This is a genomic window from Clostridium amazonense (assembly GCF_056431285.1).
Genome location: NZ_JBWKMH010000003.1, coordinates 232,300 through 254,763 on the forward strand (window position 1 = coordinate 232,300; position 22,464 = coordinate 254,763).

17 protein-coding genes are annotated in these 22,464 nt (G+C 25.2%); 15 read left to right on the forward strand and 2 right to left on the reverse strand.

The window, feature by feature from the left end:
• The first annotated feature begins 170 nt into the window (after nt 1-170).
• From AC07E4_RS01915 to AC07E4_RS01965, 11 genes are all read left to right on the forward strand, one after another.
• A complete protein-coding gene (locus tag AC07E4_RS01915; RefSeq protein WP_040327830.1) occupies nt 171-1,139 on the forward strand; it encodes a DUF2971 domain-containing protein in 969 nt (322 codons plus the stop codon).
• 126 nt (nt 1,140-1,265) lie between these two features.
• Nucleotides 1,266-1,697, forward strand: a complete 432-nt coding sequence (locus AC07E4_RS01920) for a hypothetical protein (protein WP_040327829.1) — start codon at nt 1,266-1,268, stop codon at nt 1,695-1,697.
• 516 nt (nt 1,698-2,213) lie between these two features.
• On the forward strand, nt 2,214-2,918 hold the full coding sequence (locus AC07E4_RS01925; protein WP_430830320.1) for a response regulator transcription factor: 705 nt from the start codon (nt 2,214-2,216) through the stop codon (nt 2,916-2,918).
• Nucleotides 2,915-4,387, forward strand: coding sequence for a HAMP domain-containing sensor histidine kinase (locus AC07E4_RS01930; RefSeq protein WP_040327825.1), 1,473 nt, complete (start codon nt 2,915-2,917; stop codon nt 4,385-4,387). Before AC07E4_RS01925 ends, AC07E4_RS01930 begins: the two co-directional genes overlap by 4 nt.
• 43 nt (nt 4,388-4,430) lie before the next feature.
• The gene (locus AC07E4_RS01935; protein WP_051540191.1) at nt 4,431-5,489 is read left to right on the forward strand and encodes a LolA family protein; all 1,059 of its coding nucleotides are present in this window, start codon (nt 4,431-4,433) and stop codon (nt 5,487-5,489) included.
• A 41-nt stretch (nt 5,490-5,530) separates the two neighbouring features.
• Nucleotides 5,531-6,661 (forward strand): efflux RND transporter periplasmic adaptor subunit, encoded by a 1,131-nt coding sequence (locus tag AC07E4_RS01940; RefSeq protein WP_478215611.1) that lies wholly within the window; start codon nt 5,531-5,533, stop codon nt 6,659-6,661.
• The gene (locus tag AC07E4_RS01945; protein WP_040327822.1) at nt 6,654-7,334 is read left to right on the forward strand and encodes an ABC transporter ATP-binding protein; all 681 of its coding nucleotides are present in this window, start codon (nt 6,654-6,656) and stop codon (nt 7,332-7,334) included. Before AC07E4_RS01940 ends, AC07E4_RS01945 begins: the two co-directional genes overlap by 8 nt.
• Before the next feature lies 1 nt (nt 7,335).
• Nucleotides 7,336-8,520: an ABC transporter permease gene (locus tag AC07E4_RS01950; protein ID WP_040327821.1), complete on the forward strand. Its 1,185-nt coding sequence runs from the start codon at nt 7,336-7,338 to the stop codon at nt 8,518-8,520.
• 562 nt (nt 8,521-9,082) lie between these two features.
• Nucleotides 9,083-10,024: a GTP-binding protein gene (locus tag AC07E4_RS01955; RefSeq protein ID WP_478215612.1), complete on the forward strand. Its 942-nt coding sequence runs from the start codon at nt 9,083-9,085 to the stop codon at nt 10,022-10,024.
• 86 nt (nt 10,025-10,110) lie between these two features.
• Nucleotides 10,111-11,133, forward strand: a complete 1,023-nt coding sequence (locus tag AC07E4_RS01960; protein WP_040327817.1) for a threonine aldolase family protein — start codon at nt 10,111-10,113, stop codon at nt 11,131-11,133.
• A 592-nt stretch (nt 11,134-11,725) separates the two neighbouring features.
• On the forward strand, nt 11,726-15,154 hold the full coding sequence (locus tag AC07E4_RS01965; protein WP_478215613.1) for a pyruvate carboxylase: 3,429 nt from the start codon (nt 11,726-11,728) through the stop codon (nt 15,152-15,154).
• Nucleotides 15,155-15,297: 143 nt separating this feature from the next.
• Here AC07E4_RS01965 and AC07E4_RS01970 read toward each other — a convergent pair whose 3' ends face one another.
• Nucleotides 15,298-15,819 (reverse strand): TetR/AcrR family transcriptional regulator, encoded by a 522-nt coding sequence (locus AC07E4_RS01970; protein WP_040327815.1) that lies wholly within the window; start codon nt 15,817-15,819, stop codon nt 15,298-15,300.
• A gap of 253 nt (nt 15,820-16,072) precedes the next feature.
• On the opposite strand from AC07E4_RS01970, the gene AC07E4_RS01975 reads away from it, so the two are divergent.
• From AC07E4_RS01975 to AC07E4_RS01985, 3 genes are all read left to right on the forward strand, one after another.
• The gene (locus AC07E4_RS01975) at nt 16,073-16,264 is read left to right on the forward strand and encodes a helix-turn-helix transcriptional regulator (protein WP_478215614.1); all 192 of its coding nucleotides are present in this window, start codon (nt 16,073-16,075) and stop codon (nt 16,262-16,264) included.
• Nucleotides 16,265-16,402: 138 nt separating this feature from the next.
• A complete protein-coding gene (locus AC07E4_RS01980) occupies nt 16,403-17,272 on the forward strand; it encodes a radical SAM protein (protein WP_040327812.1) in 870 nt (289 codons plus the stop codon).
• Between the two features lie 439 nt (nt 17,273-17,711).
• Nucleotides 17,712-18,371 carry a flavin reductase gene (locus AC07E4_RS01985; RefSeq protein ID WP_040327810.1) on the forward strand — a complete coding sequence of 220 codons (660 nt, stop codon included), beginning with the start codon at nt 17,712-17,714 and terminating at the stop codon, nt 18,369-18,371.
• 56 nt (nt 18,372-18,427) lie between these two features.
• Here the strand turns inward: AC07E4_RS01985 and AC07E4_RS01990 are convergent, their stop codons facing one another.
• Nucleotides 18,428-18,637 (reverse strand): cold-shock protein, encoded by a 210-nt coding sequence (locus AC07E4_RS01990; RefSeq protein WP_040327808.1) that lies wholly within the window; start codon nt 18,635-18,637, stop codon nt 18,428-18,430.
• 358 nt (nt 18,638-18,995) lie between these two features.
• Between AC07E4_RS01990 and AC07E4_RS01995 the strand changes: the two genes are divergently transcribed.
• Complete coding sequence (locus AC07E4_RS01995; protein WP_478215615.1) at nt 18,996-22,307, forward strand: collagenase; 3,312 nt, start codon at nt 18,996-18,998, stop codon at nt 22,305-22,307.
• Nucleotides 22,308-22,464 lie beyond the last annotated feature (157 nt).

Here is a 22,464-nt window from a genome sequence, read left to right on the forward strand (position 1 = left end):
TCTATTCATAAATATTAGGAACAAAGGTGAATAATATTAACCATCATTGTTAATTGTTAACTGTTAATTGGTTCCAAATATTATAATAGAATAAACTGTAAGCTTAATAATATCACTTGATAAAAATGTTATTTAAACTTCAAACTTGGAACCCTATAGGAGGTGCTTTTATGGAGGACTTCAATAAACTTTATACTGAATTAGGTGAAGATATTTTTAAGCATTTTTATACAGATAACAATTTAGATGGTGTAAAAGTATATCATTATACAAATATTAATGCATTATATGAAATTTTAGAAAAAAAATCGTTGAGACTTACAAATAGTGAATTTTTAAATGATAGAGAAGAAATATTGTATAGTATTGGAATTATTGAAAAAATATACGAAACCTTAGATAAAAAGTATATGAATATAAACTTATTAAAAAGAATGATAGAGCAATCATTAAAGTATAAATTTATTTTAAGTTTTTCCATAAATAAAGATTCTATTGCTCTTTGGGGAAATTATACTAATTTTGAAGGCTATAATATTGAAATGAATATGCAAGAAGTATTTGAAACAGCTTCTAAGAGAAGATATATAAGTATAATAAATTCAAATGAAGAAGCCTATGATTTAGAAAACTGTTTAGATAGTAAATCTTTTGGAAAAGTTATTTATGATGTAAAAAAGCAAAAAGTAATCTTAAAAGAATTAATTGAAGCATTAAATTATTCTTTTAATGATGATATAGAGTTAGATAGTACAGCAAGAAATGTTATAAGAAGGGAAGCTTTAAAAACATTGATTCATTTTATGAATATATTTAAGCATCCAGGATTTGAACAAGAGGAGGAGTATAGGTTAGTATACACTCTTAACAAAAAAAGTTATAGCAAATTAGTTATGTTTACAAATAGAAATGGTGTTATTGTACCATATATACAAATTGCACTTATGGATAGATTTAACAAAATAGGGAGAATACCTATAAAATCTATAACGATAGGACCAAAAAGTAATATGCAAATGGCATCAAAAGGATTAAAAAGATTTTTAGAAATTCAAAAATATAAACCTATTGAAATGGATGAAAATAAGCATTATTCTAATGGAGTTAAAATATTAAAATCTGAAATACCATATAGATAAAGAGTAGTAGATACTTAAAAGAAAAGTATTTACTACTTTTTTTATTTATAAAGAATGTATAAAATTTCAAGAATATATATAAGTTGCATATATAATAAATCTATGACAAATGAGGGGGAAAGATTTATGGAAAATGTAAAAAAAGAAAAGTTAGGTGCAGGGATTTTAACAATATGTATAATACATATTGTGTGTTTTATTCTATTTATATTTGGAGTTGTAAGCACATTAGTTTTTAAAGATAAAATTTCAGAATTGCAACAAATGGAAGCAGCAGGAATAACATTATCTAGTTTACAGTTGAACATATCAATTATTACTTCAATTATAATGTTTATATCAATTATATTAATTTTGAGAAGAAAAGCATTAGGTGTATATGGGTATTTTACAATTCAAATGATTAATATAATATATCCTATAATACTAAATGGATTTTATATATCAATATTAATAAGTTCATTAATATTTCCTATATTAATGGGAATTTGTATATATAGGAAAAGACATATATTTGGATTTGGCTGTAGCAATTTGAATATGGATAAAGATATGTAAAGTTTATACATTATAAAGTCAGGATTAAATTCTTGGCTTTATTTAAGTTTTAAATTTAAATAAAGCCAAGAATTTAAAATAAGTAGGTTTAATTTATATTTTTATAAAAATATAAAATGAAAATAATGTTATTTCAATTAAGAAGAAGCAATTAAAAGTTTTGTACAAAATTAACAATGAGCAATAAAGTTTTTAGATATTAGGAAGAAAGTGAGTAATAGCCACTATAACTATTCACCCTTACTTCTTAGTTTATAATTTATTCCAAATATTAAATAAGAATAATGGTAGTAAATAAAGCAGTAATTAGTTAAAACATTATTCATAAAAATTTCAATGAAAGAAAAAAAGTTTTTCAATTGATAAATGTATTATTTAAAATTTTAGATTGTAACCCTATAATAATATCTTTAAATTTAGAAATATTTTTCTACATGGTATAATTATAAAGAATTTATAAAGTTTTACACTTAAATACTTAGTATTTTATATAATCTCGTATAGGAGGATAAGAATATGAAAGGAAATATATTAATTGTAGAAGATGATATAGAAATCGCAACAATTATAAAAGATCATTTTAAAAGAGAAAAGTATAATGTGAATTGGGCATCTAGTGGAAAAGAAGGATTAGAAGACTTCAAACAGAATAGTTATGATCTTATTATTTTAGATATTATGCTTCCTGAGATGAATGGATTTGATGTGTGTAAGAATGTTAGATTATTAAGTAACATTCCTATTATTATATTAAGTGCAAAAAAAGATGAATTTGATAAAGTTAAAGGATTAAAAATAGGAGCAGATGACTATATGGTGAAACCATTTAGTCTATTAGAGTTGGAAGCTAGAGTTGAAAATGCGATAAACAGATATAAAAGAGGAAGAAATATAAATATAGATAATGAAAAATGGTATTATAAAGATGGGTTAACTATAATAAAAGATGAAATGAGAGTTTTAATAAATGAAGAGGAAGTTGAATTAACAGCAAAGGAATTTAACTTATTGTTATTGTTAGCTCAAAACGAACAACATGCATTTAGAAAGAGTGAATTATATGAAAATGTGTGGAATGAGATGAATTGTGAAGGAAATAATACAGTTACAGTACACATTAAAGAACTGAGACAAAAAATAAAAGAGGATGTAAAAAATCCTAAGTATATACAAACAGTATGGGGAGTTGGATATAAGTTTATTGGAGAAAGAATACTATGAGAGTAAAGAAATGGCTTACTTTATCATATGTAATAGTTATGATAATTCCAATCATTACAGGTTTTTTAATTTATAAAGCTATTAGATATTGTAGTGAAAATGTAGAATTTAATGATTATATGACTTCAATAAATAAAATTCAAAAATACGAGAAAATATTAGAAAATCCTAATTTGTATATTAAAGTAAATAAAAACTTAAATATATTAAAAGATGAAGATTTGGATATGATACAGATTGATTTATATAATAATTTAGGTGCGAAAATATATTCATCTAATACTCAATTTAATGATCAAGGTGTATTTCTATCAAGCAATGAACACTTGTATAGAAATTTATATGAGTTTCAAAGAGGATATAGGGCTAATACTATAAAGAAACCAGTTTTCTTAAATGGTGATATAGTAGGAATTTATGAAATTACTATAGTTAGAAACAAATTAGTTGAAAATGTAAATAATGTATGTATTATTGCTATAACAATATTTGTTTTAATATTAATATTACTATTTATTTTTATAATGTATATTTTAAATAAAAAACTAACAAAACCTATAAAAAAGCTTACTTCTGCTATGAAGTTCTATGCAAAAGGGGAAAGTGATATTTCAATTGATTACAATAAAAATGATGAAATTGGTGATTTAATAAATCACTTTTTAAAGATGAAAGATGATATTGATAAAAGTAAAAAGGAATTAGAAATGCAGCAAAAAGATAAAGAATATTTAATTGCTGCTATATCACATGATTTAAAAACGCCACTTACAGCAATTAGAGCATATGGAGAGGCTTTAAAGGAATATGAAAATTTATCTAAAAGTGATGTAGGTTTATATACATCTGTAATTATAAATAAAAGTGATTATATGAAAAATATGTTGGATGAGCTTTTTACATATACAATTTTGAATAATCAATATGTACTAGAAAAAGTTGAGGTTGATTGTGAAGAATTTATGGATATGCTTTTTTATGGTTATAATGAACTGATAGAATCTAAAGGTGCTAAACTTGTAAAAAATATAAATGTAATTGGAGAAGTTAATGTAGAAGTAAAGTCTATGATAAGAGTTGTAGACAATCTTATAAATAATGCATTAAGATATGTACCTTTAGGAGGAACTATTGAGCTTGGAGCATATTCAGAGCAGTATAAATTACCTGTAAGTCTTGGATATAATATTATAAATCAATTAGATGAAATGAGAAAAAATTCTTTAATTATATTTGTACGAAATGATGGAAGTCCAATTGAAGATAAAGAAAAAGAAAGAATATTTGATGCTTTTTATCAAAGTGATGATTCAAGAAATAAAAAAAACAACAATGGTACAGGTCTTGGATTAAGTATAGTAAAACTAATTATAGAAAAACATGAAGGAATTATAAAGCTTATATCTAACGATGAAATTGGTACTTTAATTGCTTGTATAATTCCAATGTACAAAATAGAATTAGTTTAAAGGAGGTGTACATATTATAAAAAGATATTTAACAGCAATTGTAATGTTATTAGCACTAACATTAGTTGGATGTAATGAAAATGAAAATAACAAAATGACAAAAGCTATAATCCCAGAAGAAATAATAACGAGAGTAGTAGGAAGTAATGAAAAATCAAGTAGTTATTATGGAGAAGCTAAAATTGAAAACTATGAAAACAAAAAGAAAACCTATGAATATGTTATGAAAGAATGGGTTTCTAGTGATAATAAAGAAAGAACAGATATTATTTCAGATAGTGAAAATAGTACAGTAGTTTCAGATGGTAAAACTATAGCTATATATATGAAAAATGAAAATGAGTTAATAAAAAGTAGTGTACTCAAAAGTAATAGTATACCTAAAAACTCAAAAGATATGGTTATGAATGAACTTGAAAGAATAAATAAAACTCATTTAATAGAAAATAAAGGTGAAGAAAAGTTAAATGAAAGAAAAGTATATCATTTATATGGAAAACCTAAAAATAGTAATTCTTTATTTGGAGATGTAGAATATTGGATTGATAAGGAGCGGTGGTTTATAGTAAAGTCGATTACTAACTCAGGAAATATTACTATTTGTATGGAATATACTAAACTAGATTTTGATGTAGATATAGATGATAAAATTTTTAATATTGATATGCCAAAAGATGTAAAGATTACAAATACTGATGAAATGGAAGAAAACAAAATAATTACAGTAGATGAATTAAGTAGTAAATTAGGAATAAAGCCTTTAATTTACAAAGGTAATGACTACAAGTTAAATAGGATAGAGTATATAAAGGGTAATGATTTAACAGATGATGAATTCACTGAAGTATATACGGATATAAATGATATAGAAGCATTTAGTATAAGTGTGTTCAAACAAAGAAGTATTGAAAATGATGAGATATTTTCAAATGAACAAAAATTAAAGGTGAGAAATACAGAAGGTTTATGTATGGAGTCAAATGATTTCAAAATAATATCTTGGAATGAAAATGGTCTAACATATAACGTATTTACAATAGCGCCAAATATAAATACAAAACAGTTAAAGGAAATTGTAGAAAAACTTAAAGAATTAAGTTAACAATTTATTATAAAAATCATAATAATTTTAGGGGGAAATCAATGGAAAACAAAATTAAAAGTAAAAATAAGAAATACTTAATAATTTCAACAATAATTGTTATAGTGTTAATTAGTTCAATGGGAATTTATGGATTAAAAAAACACTCAGAAAGTAAAGAGAAAAATAGTTTGGAAATGTACACAGTGCCATCTAGTGAAAAAGTATATGTAAATGGTGTTATAGAGCCACAAAAAAGTGAAAAAATATTTTTAGATACAACTAAAGGAAGTGTAAATGAATTATCTGTAGAAAATGGACAAGTAGTAAAAAAAGATCAGTTATTATTTACATATAAAAATGAAACTATAACAGAGCAGGTTTATGGAATTAAAGGTCAAATAGATACTGCTAAGCTTCAAATAGAACAATTACAAAATCAGAAAGAAAAAGCAAGACAAAAAATAAATTCACAAAAAAATCTAAAAGTGCCTAGTGGAGAAGTACCAATGCCAGTTGTAGATGAAAGTCAGCTTGAAGAATTTGATAATCAAATATCTTCATTACAAGCTCAAGTAAATTCACTACAAGAGCAAATAAATCATCTATCAGAAAAAGAATATAGCAGTGTATTATCACCTATAGATGGAAAAATTATTTTAAACAAAGATGCAAAGGATCCAACAATGCCATATATAATAGTTGAAACATCTAATTTTTATGTAAGAGGAAAAGTTAGTGAGAAAGAACAACCTAAAATAAGTAAAGATAAGGTAGCAAATATAATTGTATTGTCAACTAATAAAGAAGTTAAAGGAAAAATATCTTATGTTGATAATAGACCATTATCGCAGGAAATGTCTGTAGGAGCTGTGCAAGGAGCATCACAAGATATATCTTATTATGGAGTTAATATAGCATTAGACAGTCAAGAGAACTTAACTAATGGCTTCCATGTTCAAGCAACAGTTAATTTAGGTGATTCAACTGTAAAAATACCAAAAACATGCATTATAGAAGAAGATGGAAAAGAATATGTATTCAAAAATACAGATAAAAAAGCTAAAAAGCAGTTAGTAGAAACAGAAAAAATTAATGAAGATGAAGTTATTATAAAAAGTGGATTAAGTGAAAATGATGTTATTGTTAAGAATCCAACTTCAGAAATGAAAGAAGGGGATGTACTTGAATAATGTTATTGAGCTTAGAGATATAAACAAATATTATTTTATGAAATCTATGAAATTACATGCATTAAAAGATATAAATATTGACATACCACAAGGTGAATTTTTAATGATAATGGGAAAGTCGGGTAGTGGTAAAACTACACTTATGAATATATTAGGATTTTTAGATAGATTTGATAGTGGTACATACACTTTCAATGGAAAAGATGTTACTAATTTAAGTGAAAATGAGAAATCTGAATTAAGAAATGCATATATAGGATTTATATTTCAACAATTTCATCTTATAGAATCACTTACTATAGGTCAAAATGTGGAATTGCCACTTTTGTATAAGGGAAATGTATCTATAAAGGAAAGAAATAAATTAGTAGAGAAATATTTAGATATTGTTGGTTTGTTAGATAAAAAAAACAGGAAACCATCTGAGTTATCTGGTGGACAACAGCAACGTATAGCTATAGCAAGAGCACTTATAAATGATCCATATGTAATTTTTGCAGATGAACCTACAGGGGCATTAGACAGTGCTACAGGTACTGAAATAATGGAACTTTTGACTAAATTGAATAAGGAAAATAAAACTATAATTATGGTTACTCATGATGAAGATTTAAAGAAGTATGCTAGTAAAATAATCCATATAAAAGATGGTTTAGTAGCAGAGGTGAATTGATATGTCTATAATAAATTTAATAAAAACATCTATTTATAGTTTAAAATCCCATAAATTAAGAGTATTTCTAACAATGATAGGAATAATCATAGGTATAAGTTCTGTAGTAACCATACTTTCCATAGGTGATGGTTTAAAGGCAAAGGTAAATTCAACAGTTGAAGATACTAATTCTAATAAGATTAACATTAGATTTATTCCAGAAAATTATGATATGGACATGTCATTGGTTCAACCATTTTCACAGTCAGATATATACGATATAGCTAAAATTGAAGGAGTTCAAAAGGCAGAACAAAGTAAAGGTATGGGTGGTGGATTTAATTTTTCAGCATCTGAAGCAAGATATTTTGATAAAAGTACGTTTGTTGTATTTGATGGATACAAAGATGAAAAATTAGATATTGAGCTTGGAAGAACTTTTGATGATAATGATGAAAATAAAAAATGTATAATATTAGATTGCGAAGTTTCAAAACAGTTATTTAAAAATGGTGAAAATCCTATAGGTAGAGGAGTAACTATTGATGGTTTAACCTATGAAGTTATAGGAGTGTTAAAAAAGGCATCTGATTTTTCTTTAACTGGAGGTATGAGTTATGTACCACAGAAAATTAAAGAAAATATGAATAAAAAGGATTTTATAGATTCTTTAGATATTTATGTTAAACCAGGTTTTGAGAATAAAAAAGTTTTTGATGATGTAAATGAATATTTGAAAAAAGCGCATGGTAAATTAGATGGAAAATATGAAATGGAAGATCCACAAGCAGTAACTAAAGCATTTGAGCAAATTATAGGTGGACTTACTGCATTTGTAGCATTAGTTACAGGTATTTCATTATTTGTAGGTGGAATAGGAGTAATGAACATAATGTATGTATCTGTATCTGAAAGAAAAAGAGAAATAGGAATAAGAAGAGCAATAGGGGCTAAGCCTAACTCTATATTGCTTCAGTTTTTATTTGAATCTATTTTAGTTACTGGACTCGGAGGATTAATAGGAATTTTATTTGGATTCTTATTTTCAAAGCTTATAGGCGTATTTTTACCATTTGCACCAATATTAACAGCAAAAAGTTTTATAGGAGCAACTTTAACTTCAGTAATTGTAGGAATAGTATTTGGTATGATACCAGCTTATAATGCATCAAGGTTAGATCCTATTAAGGCTATATATAAATAAATATTTAAAGTTTAAAGACTGCTTTATAAATTATATAAGCAGTCTTTTTTTAGAAATTTAAGTTACGTATATTTTAATCTATATTTTTTAAAATTGACAGTGGACAGTGAATGTGAAAATTGGATTTCCAATTTTAAAGAATGATCTTTTATTAAATTTGCTAAGCAAATTAGTTGAAAATAATATAAAAACGTAGTTTTTATGTATTTCCATTTTAAATATTAGGAATGAAATGAGTAATATTAACTATAACTGTCAATTTTCAATTTTCAATTGTCAACTGGTTCCAAATATAAATATAGCAATAAACTGTAAGATTAGTACTATCATTTGAGAAAGACATTACTTCAAATATTAAATGAAAATAATGTTATTAAAGGAAATAGTAATTATTTATAGGTGAGGTTAAATACTTTTTCATGTAGAAATTAATCCATTATTAGTAAAATTAGGATGATAACATATAAATTTAAAATGATTTACAAAAGATGTTCATTAAAAAAATTATATGTAGTAGAATAAAATTAGTAAAATTCAAATAAAATGTAGGTTGGTGTTTGTGATGACAAAGATAGATTTAATTTCAGGATTTTTAGGAGCAGGAAAAACTACTTTTATAAAAAAGATTATTGATGAAAAAGATGAAAATGAAAGAATAATTATTATAGAAAATGAATTTGGTGAAGTTAATATCGATAGTGAAATTTTAGGTGAAACTAAAGTTGAAATAGAAGAAGTAACTGGCGGGTGTATATGTTGTACATTAATAGGAAATTTTAAAGAGTGTATAAAAAATATTTTGGAGCAGTATACTCCTGATAGAATAATAATAGAACCATCAGGAGTAGCAATGCTATCAGATATTTTAAAAATATTTAATATAAAAATAGAAAATGCATATTTAAATTCTATAATAACAATAGTAGATGTAGAAAATTTTGATGAATATATAGATAATTTTGGAGAATTTTATAAGGATCAAATAATAAATTCAAAAACTATTGTTTTAAGTAGGGTAGAAAATATATTGAAAGAGAATTTAAATTGCGTAGTTGAAAGAATTAAAGAATTAAATAGTAAAGCTAATATAATAGCATCTACATGGGAAAATATATTAGTAAAAGAAATACTTAAAATTGATGAAAATAGATTTGATGATAAAAAGGTAGATATGAATTTGAGTAAACCTAATTTTAAGCCAATGAAAGTTATGAAAAAGGCAAAGATTAGTGCTGATGATACTTTTGAAAGTATTATAATTAAAACATCAAAAGTTTTAAAAAAAGAACACATTGAAAGAATTGTAAAAGAGATAAATCTAGATAATAATTATGGACATATATTAAGAATAAAAGGAATAGTAAAAAGTTACAATAATGAATTGATACAATTTGATTATGTGCCAAATGATTTAAGTATGAAAAATATAAATGCCACTAAATATGGAGATATTTGCATTATAGGAACTGAGTTAAAAAAAGAATTACTAAAAAAATTATTTTAATATAATGAAGTATGTACTTGTATTTAGTAAGAATTTAATGTATTTTTGAAATATAATGAAAAAAACATGGTTTTGGAGGGGAAAAAATGAAAACTTTTATAAGTGATAACGTATCTGGAGTTCATCCTAAGGTTATGGAGGCTTTATTAAATGCAAATTGTGAACATGAATTTTCGTATGGAGGAGATAAATATACATTAAAAGCAATTAATAAATTTAGAGATATTTTTTCAAAAAAAGATTTAGGTGTGTATTTTGTTTTAAATGGAACAGGATCTAACGTTACAGCAAATTCAGCTGCTATAAGGTCATATGAAGCTGTAATTGCAACAGATATTACACATTTACATACAGATGAATGTGGTGCATTTGAAAGAATAAGTGGTTCGAAAATAATTACAGTTCCAAATAAAGATGGAAAAATCACAATAGAAGCTATAAAAGAAGTATTACATAATAAAGGGAATTTCCATCATTCACAACCTAAAATAATAACAATTAGTCAATTAACTGAGGTTGGTAGTGCATATACAATAGATGAATTAAAAGAATTATGTTCTTTTGCTAAAGAGAATGATTTATATGTTCATATGGATGGAGCAAGAATTGCAAATGCTGCAGCAGGACTAAATGTAACATTTAAAGAAATGGTTACTGATACAGGTATAGATATAGTATCTTTTGGTGGAACTAAAAATGGAATGATGTTTGGAGAAGTAATATTATGTTTTAATGAAGAAATAGACAAACATATGAAATATATGATTAAACATAGTAATCAATTGCTTTCTAAAATGAGATTTATATCAGCTCAATTTTTAGCATATTTAGATGAAGAAGTATGGAAAAACAATGCTAAGAATGCAAATGAAGTAAATAATTATTTAAAAGAGAATTTAGAAAAAATAAAAGGAATAGATATGCCATTTTCAGTAGATGGAAATATGATACTTGCAACTATGCCAAAAGATATAGAAGAAAAAATTGTAGAAAATAAGAAGGCTTCCATAGTTAATTGTGGAGGGGAATATGTTAGATTAGTTGCTTCTTTTGATTCTACAAAAGCAGATGTTGATGAGTTAATATCACTTATAAATCTGAATAAATAAGAAGAAAAGCTATTAGTTAAAAATTAACTAATAGCTTTTTTACACATAAATAGTGTATCACAATGAATAAAAAGCACCAACATTGAAATAGCAATAAAAATAAAATTTCATAATGATTATAATAAGGTAGGAAATAACCTATAAAATGAAATTTTTTAAAAAATGTATTGCAAAATTTTGAATGAGGGTTTATTATAATTAATAGATATTATAGGAATCCAAGATGTAAAATACAATTACTCGTATTTCATTTGAGAAAGAGAGAGTTTGAAGTATTGTACAAAGATTAACAATTAACGATAAAACTGAAGTATCAGTTTTAAAAATCAAATTTCATGATAATTTGCTAAGCAAATTATAGGGAAACAAGCTGGAATTTAAAACTATTATTTTAGCTGTAAATATATTGTATTCAAAATAAATGATCAATTAAAAACGATTTCGAGCTAGTCTCACTCTTGAGGGTGTCCAAGTTTTGGAATTAATAATTATAAATTTGAAATTGGAATCCTATAACAGGAGAAAAATTAAAATTTATTAATTGTATTATCTATTTATATTAATATAACGATATAGGATGGGGGAATTTTAAGTGAAGTTTAAAAAGATTCTTGTTGCAAATAGAGGAGAAATAGCTATAAGAATATTTAGAGCATGTAAGGAACTAGACATTAGAACTGTAGCTATATATTCAGAGGAAGATAAAAAAGCATTATTCAGAAGTAAGGCAGATGAGTCTTATCAAATTGGATTTGGAAAAAAGCCAGTAGATGTATATTTAGCTATAGATGAAATTATAGAGTTAGCAAAAGAAAAGAATGTTGACGCAATTCATCCAGGATATGGATTCTTATCAGAAAATATAGAATTTGCAAAAAGATGTGAGGAAAATCATATAGAATTTATAGGTCCAACATCTGAAATGATGGAGATGCTAGGGGAAAAGATAAAATCAAAAATAGTTGCTAAGTCAGCAGGGGTAAAAACAATACCAGGTGTAGATAAACCAATTAATTCAGATGAACAAGCTTTAGAGTTTGCAGATATTTGTGGATATCCACTAATGATAAAAGCTGCTGCCGGTGGTGGTGGTAGAGGAATGAGAATAGTAAGAGAAAAAGAAGAACTATTGGATGCGTTAGAAAGTGCTAAAAATGAGGCTAAAAAAGCATTTGGTATAGATGATGTTTTTATGGAAAAATATGTTGAAGACCCTAAGCATATAGAGGTTCAAATTATTGGAGATAAAAGTGGAAATATTGTTCATTTGTTTGAAAGAGATTGTTCAATACAAAGAAGGCATCAAAAACTTATAGAATATACTCCAGCATTTTCTCTTCCAAAAAAATTAAGAGAATCTATATGCAAAGATGCTTTAAAAATAGCAAGAGCAGTTAATTATAGAAGTGCAGGTACAGTTGAATTTTTAGTTGATAAAAGTGGAGAATACTATTTTATTGAAATGAATCCAAGAATACAAGTTGAACATACGGTTACAGAAATGATAACAGGCATTGATATAGTTCAAACTCAAATTTTAATAGCAGAAGGATATATGCTAAATTCTGATAAAATAGGAATACACGGTCAAGAAGATATAAGTCTTAGAGGATACTCTATCCAATGCAGAATAACAACAGAAGATCCTAAAAATAATTTTGCACCAGATACTGGAACCATAGATTTGTATAGGACTAGTTCTGGCTTTGGAGTAAGATTAGATGGTGGAAATGGGTTTACTGGTGCAGTTATAAGTCCATATTATGATAGTTTACTTGTAAAAGTTATAACTCATGGAAGGACATTTGAAGAGACAATAAATAAGGCTAGAAGATGTATTAAAGAAACTGTAATAAATGGGGTAAAAACAAATTCAAGTTTTTTAATAAATGTTTTAGATAATGAAATGTTCAAAAGTGGAAAGTGTACAACAAATTTTATAGATAACAATCCATATTTAACAGATGTATCAGAAAATGATGATGATGAATTAAAAGTTTTAAAATTTATATCACAGAAAACTATTAATAATAGTAAAAAGTTAAATAAAAGAGAAAATGAAATACATATTCCTAAAGTAATGAATGAAAATACATTATGTGGAACTAAACAAATATTAGATAATGAAGGTACGGATGGATTAATTAGATGGATAAAAAATCAAAATAAACTTTTAATAACAGATACATCTATGAGAGATGCACATCAATCACTTATGGCTACTAGAGTAAGAACAAAGGATATGTTAAATATAGCAAAACCAACTGCTAATATGGCAAATGATTTATTTTCATTAGAAATGTGGGGGGGAGCTACTTTTGATGTAGCTTATAGATTTTTAAGAGAAAACCCATGGAATAGACTTGAAAAATTAAGAAAAGAAATTCCAAATGTATTATTTCAAATGCTTATTAGAGGTTCAAATGCTGTGGGGTATAAAAACTATCCAGATAATGTAATAAGAGAATTTATTAAAGAGTCAAGTAATAGTGGAATTGATATATTTAGAATTTTTGATTCATTAAATTGGCTGAAGGGTATGGAAGTAGCTACTGATGAAGTAATTAAAAATAATAAAATAGCTGAAGTTTGCATGTGTTATACAGGTGATATATTAGATAAATCTAAAACTAAGTATGATTTAAAATATTATATAAATATGGCTAAAAATATAGAATCAATGGGTGCACATATTCTTGGAATAAAAGATATGTCAGCTTTATTAAAACCATATGCTGCATATGAACTTATAAGTGCACTTAAGGAAGAAATATCAATTCCAATACATTTACATACACATGATACTACTGGTAATGGAGTAGCAACAATACTTATGGCTAGTGAAGCAGGTGTTGATATAGTTGATACAGCATTTAATGGAATGTCAGGTTTAACAAGTCAGCCTGGAATGAATTCAATAGTTGCAGCATTAAAAAATACTAAGAGAGATACAGGCATGAATGAAGATAATCTTCAAATTATATCAGATTATTGGCAAGAAGTAAGAAAGATATATAGTGAATTTGAATCAGAGTTAAAATCTCCAAGTGCTGAAGTTTATAAGTATGAAATACCAGGTGGACAATATTCAAATTTAAAACAACAAGTTATGAGTTTTGGAATGTATGATAAATTTAATGATATAAAAGATATGTACAAAGAAGTAAATGAAATGTTAGGTGATATAGTAAAAGTAACTCCATCATCAAAAATGGTTGGTGATATGGCAATATTTATGGTTAAGAATGAACTTGATTCTAGAAATATTTTAGAAAAAGGAAATGATTTTTCATATCCTGATTCAGCTATAGATTATTTTAAAGGGATGATGGGACAACCTGCATGTGGATTTCCTAGTCAAATACAAAAAATAGTATTAAAAGATGAAAAACCAATAGAATGTAGAGCTGGTGAATTGTTAAAAGATGAAGATTTTAATAATATAAAAGTACATATTGAAAATAAATACGGAATAAAAACTACTATGAAGGATGCATTAAGTTATGCACTATATCCTAAGGTGTTTGAGGAGTATTTGGAGTATATAAATAAAAATGGAGACTTTTCTAATTTAGAAAGTGAATTATTTTTCCACGGTATGGACGAAGGAGATACAGTGGAAGTTGAGATGTATGAGGGGAAAAAAATAATAATTAAACTTTTAAAAATATTAAAGGATGATTTAAATAATACACTAATATTTGAGGTAAATGGATTTAGAAGAGAAATAAAAATAGAAATCAATAAAAGTAATTTAGTTAATTCAAATACAGTTAAAAAGAAGATGGCAGACAAAAATAATCCGTTAGAAATAGGGGCAAGTATTCCAGGCAATGTAGCTAAAATATTAGTAAAAGAAGGACAAAAAGTTTCTAAAAATGAAAAATTAGTAATTATAGAAGCTATGAAAATGGAAACTAATATAAATGCAAAAGTAGAAGGCATTATTGAAAAGATTGAAGTTGTTGAAGGGGATAATGTTATTAATGGAGAATTGTTAATATCATTAAAAAGTAATTAATTTTAATGATAGTGTGATGCTATATACTAAGGGGAGTTTTGTAGTTTAAAATTACGTATATGTATAGCTTAATTAATAAACTAATTTAATAAAAAAGTGTGTGTAAAAACACACTTTTTTATTAAGTTAAAAAGTAAATCAAATTATATGTTAATAAAATCAAATAAATCATCAAAAGATAAGTTTGTTGCACTACATAAATATAATAAATTAGAAGTTATTAGTCTTGATAATTTTTTATTAGAAAGTTGAGAAGAAATATCACCGTTTAATCTGTGAAAAGCTATTAACTCTTCTAACAGGGAGTAAATAGGAGTTAATATGTTGTAAATATGTACACTATAAAGACTCATTTCAGCTAATACGGTAATATAACTTTTAGAAAGTTTTCCAATATATGAATATATTAAAAATAATTTTTCTCTAAATGATTGTTCTGTATATAAAAACTCATGAGTAGATGTACATATAGAATTCCAATCTGATTCAAATATACTTAATACTAACATATCTTTATTTTTAAAATAATTATAAAATGTACCAGTTCCAATACCACAAGCAGATGTTATATTTCTAATATTTAAATTTTTATAACCAAACTCTAGAAGTTGAGATTTACCTTCAAGCAATATAGTTTCCTTTAAATTCTCTATGATTTTAGGCATTGTAAAAACTCCTTTAAAATGAATTTAGATAAATTAAATGAATATATTTAATTGTGAGATATATTATTACAATATCATTATATTATTTAAAATAAAAAATATATACCCAATAATAATATATATTAGTATTGTCTAAATATTAAATAATTATTAAATATTTGACACATTTAAATAGATAAAATACAATAATTGTAAAAGAATGTTTGAACAATGTTTAAAAAGTAAGTAATATTATTGTAAATGGAGAGAATTTATGGGTGTAAATAATGTAAAATTAGCTAGAACTCAAAAAGAATTAACGCAAGAAGAGTTAGCTAGGTTAGTAGGAGTTACAAGGCAGACAATAGGACTTATAGAAGCTCAAAAATATAATCCAACATTAAATGTATGTATCAAAATTTGCAAGGTTTTAGGTAAAACGTTAAATGACTTATTTTGGTTTTGATAATAAAACTCATATACTAATATAAGGTTTTTATTAGAGATAAATTTTATAAGAATCAGTAATAAAAAGGTTTTAGGGTTAAATTTATAGAATGGGAGGGGGATAAAAGTACATTTAAAAAGTACTTTTAAAGAAAATATGTTATATGATATGCCATTATATAGACCTCCAAGTGAGGCTTACAGTTTAATAATTCAAGTTACACTTGGATGTTCACATAATAAATGTAGTTTTTGTAGTATGTATAAATCTAAAAAATTTACAATTAAATCATTAGAACAAATAAAAGAAGAGATAGATTATTTTAGAAAACAATATAGCAATGTTGAAAAAATTTTTTTGGCAGATGGTGATGCATTAATTATACAAACAGAAAAATTAAAAGAAATATTTAAATATATAAAGTTTAAATTTCCTGAATGTGAAAGAATAAGTTTATATGGATCACCAAAATCTATTTTAAGAAAAAGTGTTGAAGAACTAAAGGAGTTTAAAGAGCTTGGATTATATATGATTTATATGGGAATAGAAAGTGGAGATAACTTTGTTTTACAAAGTATAAAAAAAGGATGTAATTCAGATGAGCTATTAGAGGCTGCTTTAAAAGTAAAAGAAAGTAATATAGTGTTATCTACAACAGTTATTGCAGGGTTAGGCGGAGTAGAAAAAAGTAAAAATCATGCAATAAATACTGGGATTTTAATAAGTAAAATTAATCCTGATTTTTTAGGAGTTTTAACATTAATGTTAGAAGAAAATACAGAATTATATGAGAAAAATAAAACTGGACATTTTAAACCTTTATCAGATAAAGAAATATTAGAAGAAATAAAAGAGCTTGTAAAAAATATAGATGTTAAAAAGAAATGTGTATTCAGAAGTAATCATGCTTCTAACTATATATCTTTAAAAGGAGTTTTACCAAAAAATAAGGAAAATCTTATTAGAGATATAAATGTTAGCATAAAAAATAATTATTTTAAAAGTGAAAATCTTAGAGGTTTATAATTAATTGTTGTACAAAAATTAACAATGAAGGATAAAACTTAAGTATCAGTTTTAAAAATATTAGTTATATGTACTATTAACACTATGATTAGTAAAAATATTATGATGGGGAATTTATTCTCCAAAATGAACTTTTTATGGATAGATACTATATTAATTTTATTTGGACTACAAATAAAACATTGTAGCGGGGATTTCAATCCCTGAGTATATTAAAATTTCAAAGAAACTTTAATAAATCTATTATTTAAAATTTGAACTTGTAATCCTATATTTTAAAAGTTAATAATTTTAAATTAAAATCCTTACTTTTTAGTGGGGATTTTATTTTGTTATATAATTATGATATTTTGAATAATTATATAAATGTATTGTAAAAAAAATATAATAGAGTATAATTATCATATAATAATAATTATTAAAAATGGAGGGGAATTTTATGGAACAAAGTGCATTATTTAGTATAACTTATGGCGTATATATATTAGGGGTTGAATATGAAGGAAAGAAAAATGCTTGTGTTATAAATACTTTAAGTCAATTGACACAAGAGCCAATAAAAGTGAGTATAACAGTATTAAAGAAAAATTTAACTCATGATATGATATTAAATTCTAAGAAATTTAGTGTATCAATATTAAGCAAATATGCACCATTAGATACCATTGCTAGATTTGGATTTAAAAGTGGTAAGGAAACTGATAAATTAGAGGGATTTAATTACAAAACAGATTTACTGAAAAATCCAATAATTGAAGATGGTGCGGTAGCTAATATATCATGTAAAGTAGTTAATTCTATAGATTTAGGTAGTCATACTTTATTTATTGCTGATGTTGTTGATGGATATAAATTAAAAGATGAAGAATCAATGACATATGCATACTATAGGGATTTGAAAATGGGAAAAGTTTCAAATGAAAAATTACCAGAAAAACAAAAAGATAAAGACATTGTAGAAACAGATAAAGCAAAACCAATGTATCAGTGCTCAGTTTGTCATTATGTTTATGATGGTGATATACCATTTGAAGAATTAGATGAAGATTATTTATGTCCATTATGTAATCAGCCTAAGTCAGCGTTTGTAAAAAAATAGAAATAAAAATAGGAGAAATTAATGTTTATTAATTTCTCCTATTTTTATTCATTATATTAAAGTTTTTGAACGTTTATTGCCATAGGGCCTTTAGCTTCATCTCTTATATCAAAGGATACTTGTTCGCCTTCATGTAAATCTTTATCATCACCTTTTTCTTTAACTTGAGAGTGATGAACAAAAACATCATTTCCATTATTAGCTGATATAAAACCATAGCCTTTTGAATTATCAAACCATTTAATAACACCATTATACATAGTCATTTTTAAAATCTCCTTGTAAATATAAAATAATTAATAGAGATAGTATTTGTTTTTATAAAATAAATATTCAATAAAAATAAAAATGTTTAATAAAGTAAAAAATACAAAATATATATATAATATGTATCAAAAATAATTTATGTAAGTATTTAGAAAAAAGTTAAAGATACGAAATATTAGATTGTAATGTAAATTTAGTGCTTTAAAAGTATGTAATTCTTAAAGGTAACAAATATTTAGTGCGCGCATAAATATAATTTAGAAAACAAAATGTAAATATAAAAATTGACAAAATACAATAACATTACTTTAAAGCAAAAAAAGTATCTTAAAACAAAATTTAAGGGGGAATTAAAAAATGAGAGGTAAGGGATTTAAAATTATTTCATGTCTGTTAATTAGCTCTATGATAATGTCAGGAAGCATAAGTGTATCAGCAATAACTGATATGAGGAATTTAAGTAGTAATAATGTTAACATGAGTCAGAATGTGAAAGATGAGGATGCATTAAATTGCTATGGATTTGAACAATTTAAAAATGAAAGTGATGCTATTAAAGATGATTCTAAGGAATTAGTTGGAAAACAAGATACAGATAATTTAAAAGAAGAAAAAGTTAAAATATCTAGAAATGTTAGACAAAATGATAATTTTACTTTTAAGGATTTAAATAAATTAAGTTATGAAGATCTTATAGATACGTTATCTAATTGTCAGTGGCATCAGATTTCAGGAATTTTTGAGTTAAGTGATGATTCATATGAATTTTATTCAAATGATGAACGTATTAATGCAATTATTAATGCTTTAGAAGAAAAGGGTAGTCAATATACAGCAAGTGATGATAAGGGAATTCCAACACTTATAGAAGTTTTAAGATCTGGATTTTATTTAGGATATTATAATGATTCACTAAGTAAGTTATACAAAAGAGAATACAGAGAAAAAGTTATTCCAGCAATGATAGCAATTGAAAACAATCCTAATTTTAAATTAGGTGAAGTTGGTCAAAATGAAGTTATCAAGTCTTTAGGAATGTTAATAGGAAATTCAGCTTGTAATGTTCAAGTTGTGAATGGAACAACTAAAATATTAAAAGATTATAGAAATAATATATCAGAGTATGAATCAGATTATAGAAAAGGACAAGCTACTTTTGAATTAATAAAGGGAATTCAATATGATTTACAATCATATTCATATAACAATAGAATAGAAGCAGATAAAACACCATGGTTTGGGAAAATAGATAATTTTATTAATGAAGTTAGCAATTTAGCACTTTTAGGCAATGTAAGTGAAGAAAGTGAATGGCTTGTAAACAACGGAATATATTATACAGGAAAGCTTGCAGGATTTCATAGTGATAAAATATCAAAGCAAAAAGATGTAGAAAAAGCTCTGAAAATATATCCATACCTAGGTGAGCAATATTTTACAGCATTACAAAGTATAGAATATGATTTTAATAGCACTATGACAAATGGTGAAAAAGTAGACGTAAGTAAAGCAAAAGAAGAAGGAAAAAAACACTATCTTCCAAAAACTTATACTTTTGATGATGGAAAAATGATAATAAAAGCAGGCGATAAGATAAGTGAAGATAAAATTAAAAGATTATACTGGGCATCTAAAGAAGTTAATTCTCAATTCTTTAGAGTTGTAGGCAATGATAGTGCTTTAGAAAAAGGAAATCCTGATGATATACTAACTATGGTTATATATAATAGTCCAAAGGAATATAAAATGAATTCTAAGTTATATGGATATAGCACAGATAATGGTGGAATTTATATAGAAGGTGATGGTGCATTCTTCACTTATGAAAGAACAGAAGAGGAGAGTATTTTTAGTTTAGAAGAATTATTTAGACATGAGTATACTCACTATTTACAAGGAAGATATTTAGTTCCAGGTATGTGGGGAACAGCAGATTTTTATAAAGGAAAAGATGGAAGGATAACTTGGCTTGAAGAAGGATCAGCAGAGTTCTTTGCAGGATCTACAAGAAAAGATAATATACTTCCTAGAAAATCAGAAGTTAGTGGATTAAGCAGAAATCCAGAAGAAAGATTTTCAACAAATAAATTAGTTCATTCAAAATATGGATCTTGGGAATTCTATTATTATGGATTTGCTTTCTCTGATTATATGTATAATGAAAATATGCTTTTATTTAAAACATTTATAAATCAAATAAAAAACAATGATGTTAGTGGATATGATGCGTATATAGAGAAGGTTGCTAAAGATAAAGAAATTGATGCTGGATATCAAAAGCATATGCAAAGATTAGTTGATAAATATGAAACATTAACAGTACCTTTAGTTTCAGATGATTATTTAAAAAATCATGATAATAAAAATTCTAAAGAAGTTTATGCTGATATAGAATCAGTTTCAAATTTAAAAAATGTTTCAGTTGATGAAGATGCTGGTGATTTCTTTAATAGTTTTGAACTAAGAGGAACTTATGAAGGCAAAAGAAGTAATGGTGAATTAGAAGATTGGAAAGAAATGAACAATAAAGCAAATGAATTCATAGAAAAACTTGAAGATAAATCTTGGAGTGGATATGAAACAGTAAATTGTTATTTTGTAAACTACAGAGTTAATAAAAATAATAATTATGAATATGATGTTGTATTTACAGGTCTTAATAAGGGAAACAAAATAGATAATGAAAATAGTGCACCAAATGCAAAAATAGAAGCTACTAATTATGGTAAAGTTGGAGAAACTATAAACTTTATAGGAGAAAAATCTAATGATGTAGATGGTAAAATAGTTGAGTATGCTTGGGATTTTGGAGATGGAAGCACAAGTAGTGAAAAGAACCCAAGTCATATCTATGAGAATGAAGGAACTTATTTAGTTAAGTTATCTGTAAAAGATGATAAAGGAGCAATTGGAAAGGGAAGTACAACTATAAATATAAAAAAAGAGTCTACTGGTGATAATAATGATGGTAAATTAGATGTAGAACCAAATAATAAGTTTGAAAATGCATCTGGTCCAATAGTTTCAAATACAGTGGTTTATGGTGATTTATATGGTGATGACAACATTGATATTTATTATTTTGATGTAGATGAAATAGGTGATTTAAGTTTCCAATTTGTTAAGGAAGAAAATTCAAGCATAAATTGGATATTATCTAGTGAAGAAGATAAAGATGGAATGCTTGCATATCCAATAAATGAAAATTTAGATGGTAGTTATAAAGTTACAAAACCAGGAAGATACTATTTAAAAGTTTACAAATATGAGGATAAAGATGAACAATATGGCTTTAGGATAAATGGAAAATTGAAAGAGAAAGAGCCAGAGAAAATAAAAGAAAAAGAAGATAATAATAGTTTTGAAAAAGCAAATAGTATTATTATGAATAAAACTGTTTTAGCTAGCTTAAGTAAAGAAGATAATAATGATATATTTAAGTTTAGTGTGGATAGTGATAAGGATGTAGAAATAATATTAAACAAGTTAAGTGATAAAGGTATGAACTGGTTATTATACAAAGAAGATGATTTAAATAATTATATAGGTTATGCAAATATAAATGATAAAGAATTAAGTAATAAATACAAATTAACTAAAGGAAATTACTATTTATATGTTTATGGATATGATGATGGAGCATCAGATTATAACTTTATAATAAAATAGAATTTATGGGAACTATCTTAGAGATAGTTCCTATTTTTTTATCAAAATTTTTTTAGAAAGTATAATTTATATTTTAAAATTTAATATTAAGTCTATATGTATTTATTACAATATTTAAAAAGAGAAGGATGATAAAGTGGATAAGACAGTTAAGTTT

Excerpts from the sequence above, each read along its gene's own strand:
- AC07E4_RS01915 (WP_040327830.1), top strand. The coding sequence starts at position 171 with ATGGAGGACTTCAATAAACTTTATACTGAATTAGGTGAAGATATTTTT.
- AC07E4_RS01920 (WP_040327829.1), top strand. The coding sequence starts at position 1,266 with ATGGAAAATGTAAAAAAAGAAAAGTTAGGTGCAGGGATTTTAACAATA.
- AC07E4_RS01925 (WP_430830320.1), top strand. The coding sequence starts at position 2,214 with ATGAAAGGAAATATATTAATTGTAGAAGATGATATAGAAATCGCAACA.
- AC07E4_RS01930 (WP_040327825.1), top strand. The coding sequence starts at position 2,915 with ATGAGAGTAAAGAAATGGCTTACTTTATCATATGTAATAGTTATGATA.
- AC07E4_RS01935 (WP_051540191.1), top strand. The coding sequence starts at position 4,431 with ATGTTATTAGCACTAACATTAGTTGGATGTAATGAAAATGAAAATAAC.
- AC07E4_RS01940 (WP_478215611.1), top strand. The coding sequence starts at position 5,531 with ATGGAAAACAAAATTAAAAGTAAAAATAAGAAATACTTAATAATTTCA.
- AC07E4_RS01950 (WP_040327821.1), top strand. The coding sequence starts at position 7,336 with ATGTCTATAATAAATTTAATAAAAACATCTATTTATAGTTTAAAATCC.
- AC07E4_RS01955 (WP_478215612.1), top strand. The coding sequence starts at position 9,083 with ATGACAAAGATAGATTTAATTTCAGGATTTTTAGGAGCAGGAAAAACT.
- AC07E4_RS01960 (WP_040327817.1), top strand. The coding sequence starts at position 10,111 with ATGAAAACTTTTATAAGTGATAACGTATCTGGAGTTCATCCTAAGGTT.
- AC07E4_RS01970 (WP_040327815.1), bottom strand. The coding sequence starts at position 15,819 with ATGCCTAAAATCATAGAGAATTTAAAGGAAACTATATTGCTTGAAGGT.
- AC07E4_RS01975 (WP_478215614.1), top strand. The coding sequence starts at position 16,073 with ATGGGTGTAAATAATGTAAAATTAGCTAGAACTCAAAAAGAATTAACG.
- AC07E4_RS01980 (WP_040327812.1), top strand. The coding sequence starts at position 16,403 with ATGTTATATGATATGCCATTATATAGACCTCCAAGTGAGGCTTACAGT.
- AC07E4_RS01985 (WP_040327810.1), top strand. The coding sequence starts at position 17,712 with ATGGAACAAAGTGCATTATTTAGTATAACTTATGGCGTATATATATTA.
- AC07E4_RS01990 (WP_040327808.1), bottom strand. The coding sequence starts at position 18,637 with ATGACTATGTATAATGGTGTTATTAAATGGTTTGATAATTCAAAAGGC.
- AC07E4_RS01995 (WP_478215615.1), top strand. The coding sequence starts at position 18,996 with ATGAGAGGTAAGGGATTTAAAATTATTTCATGTCTGTTAATTAGCTCT.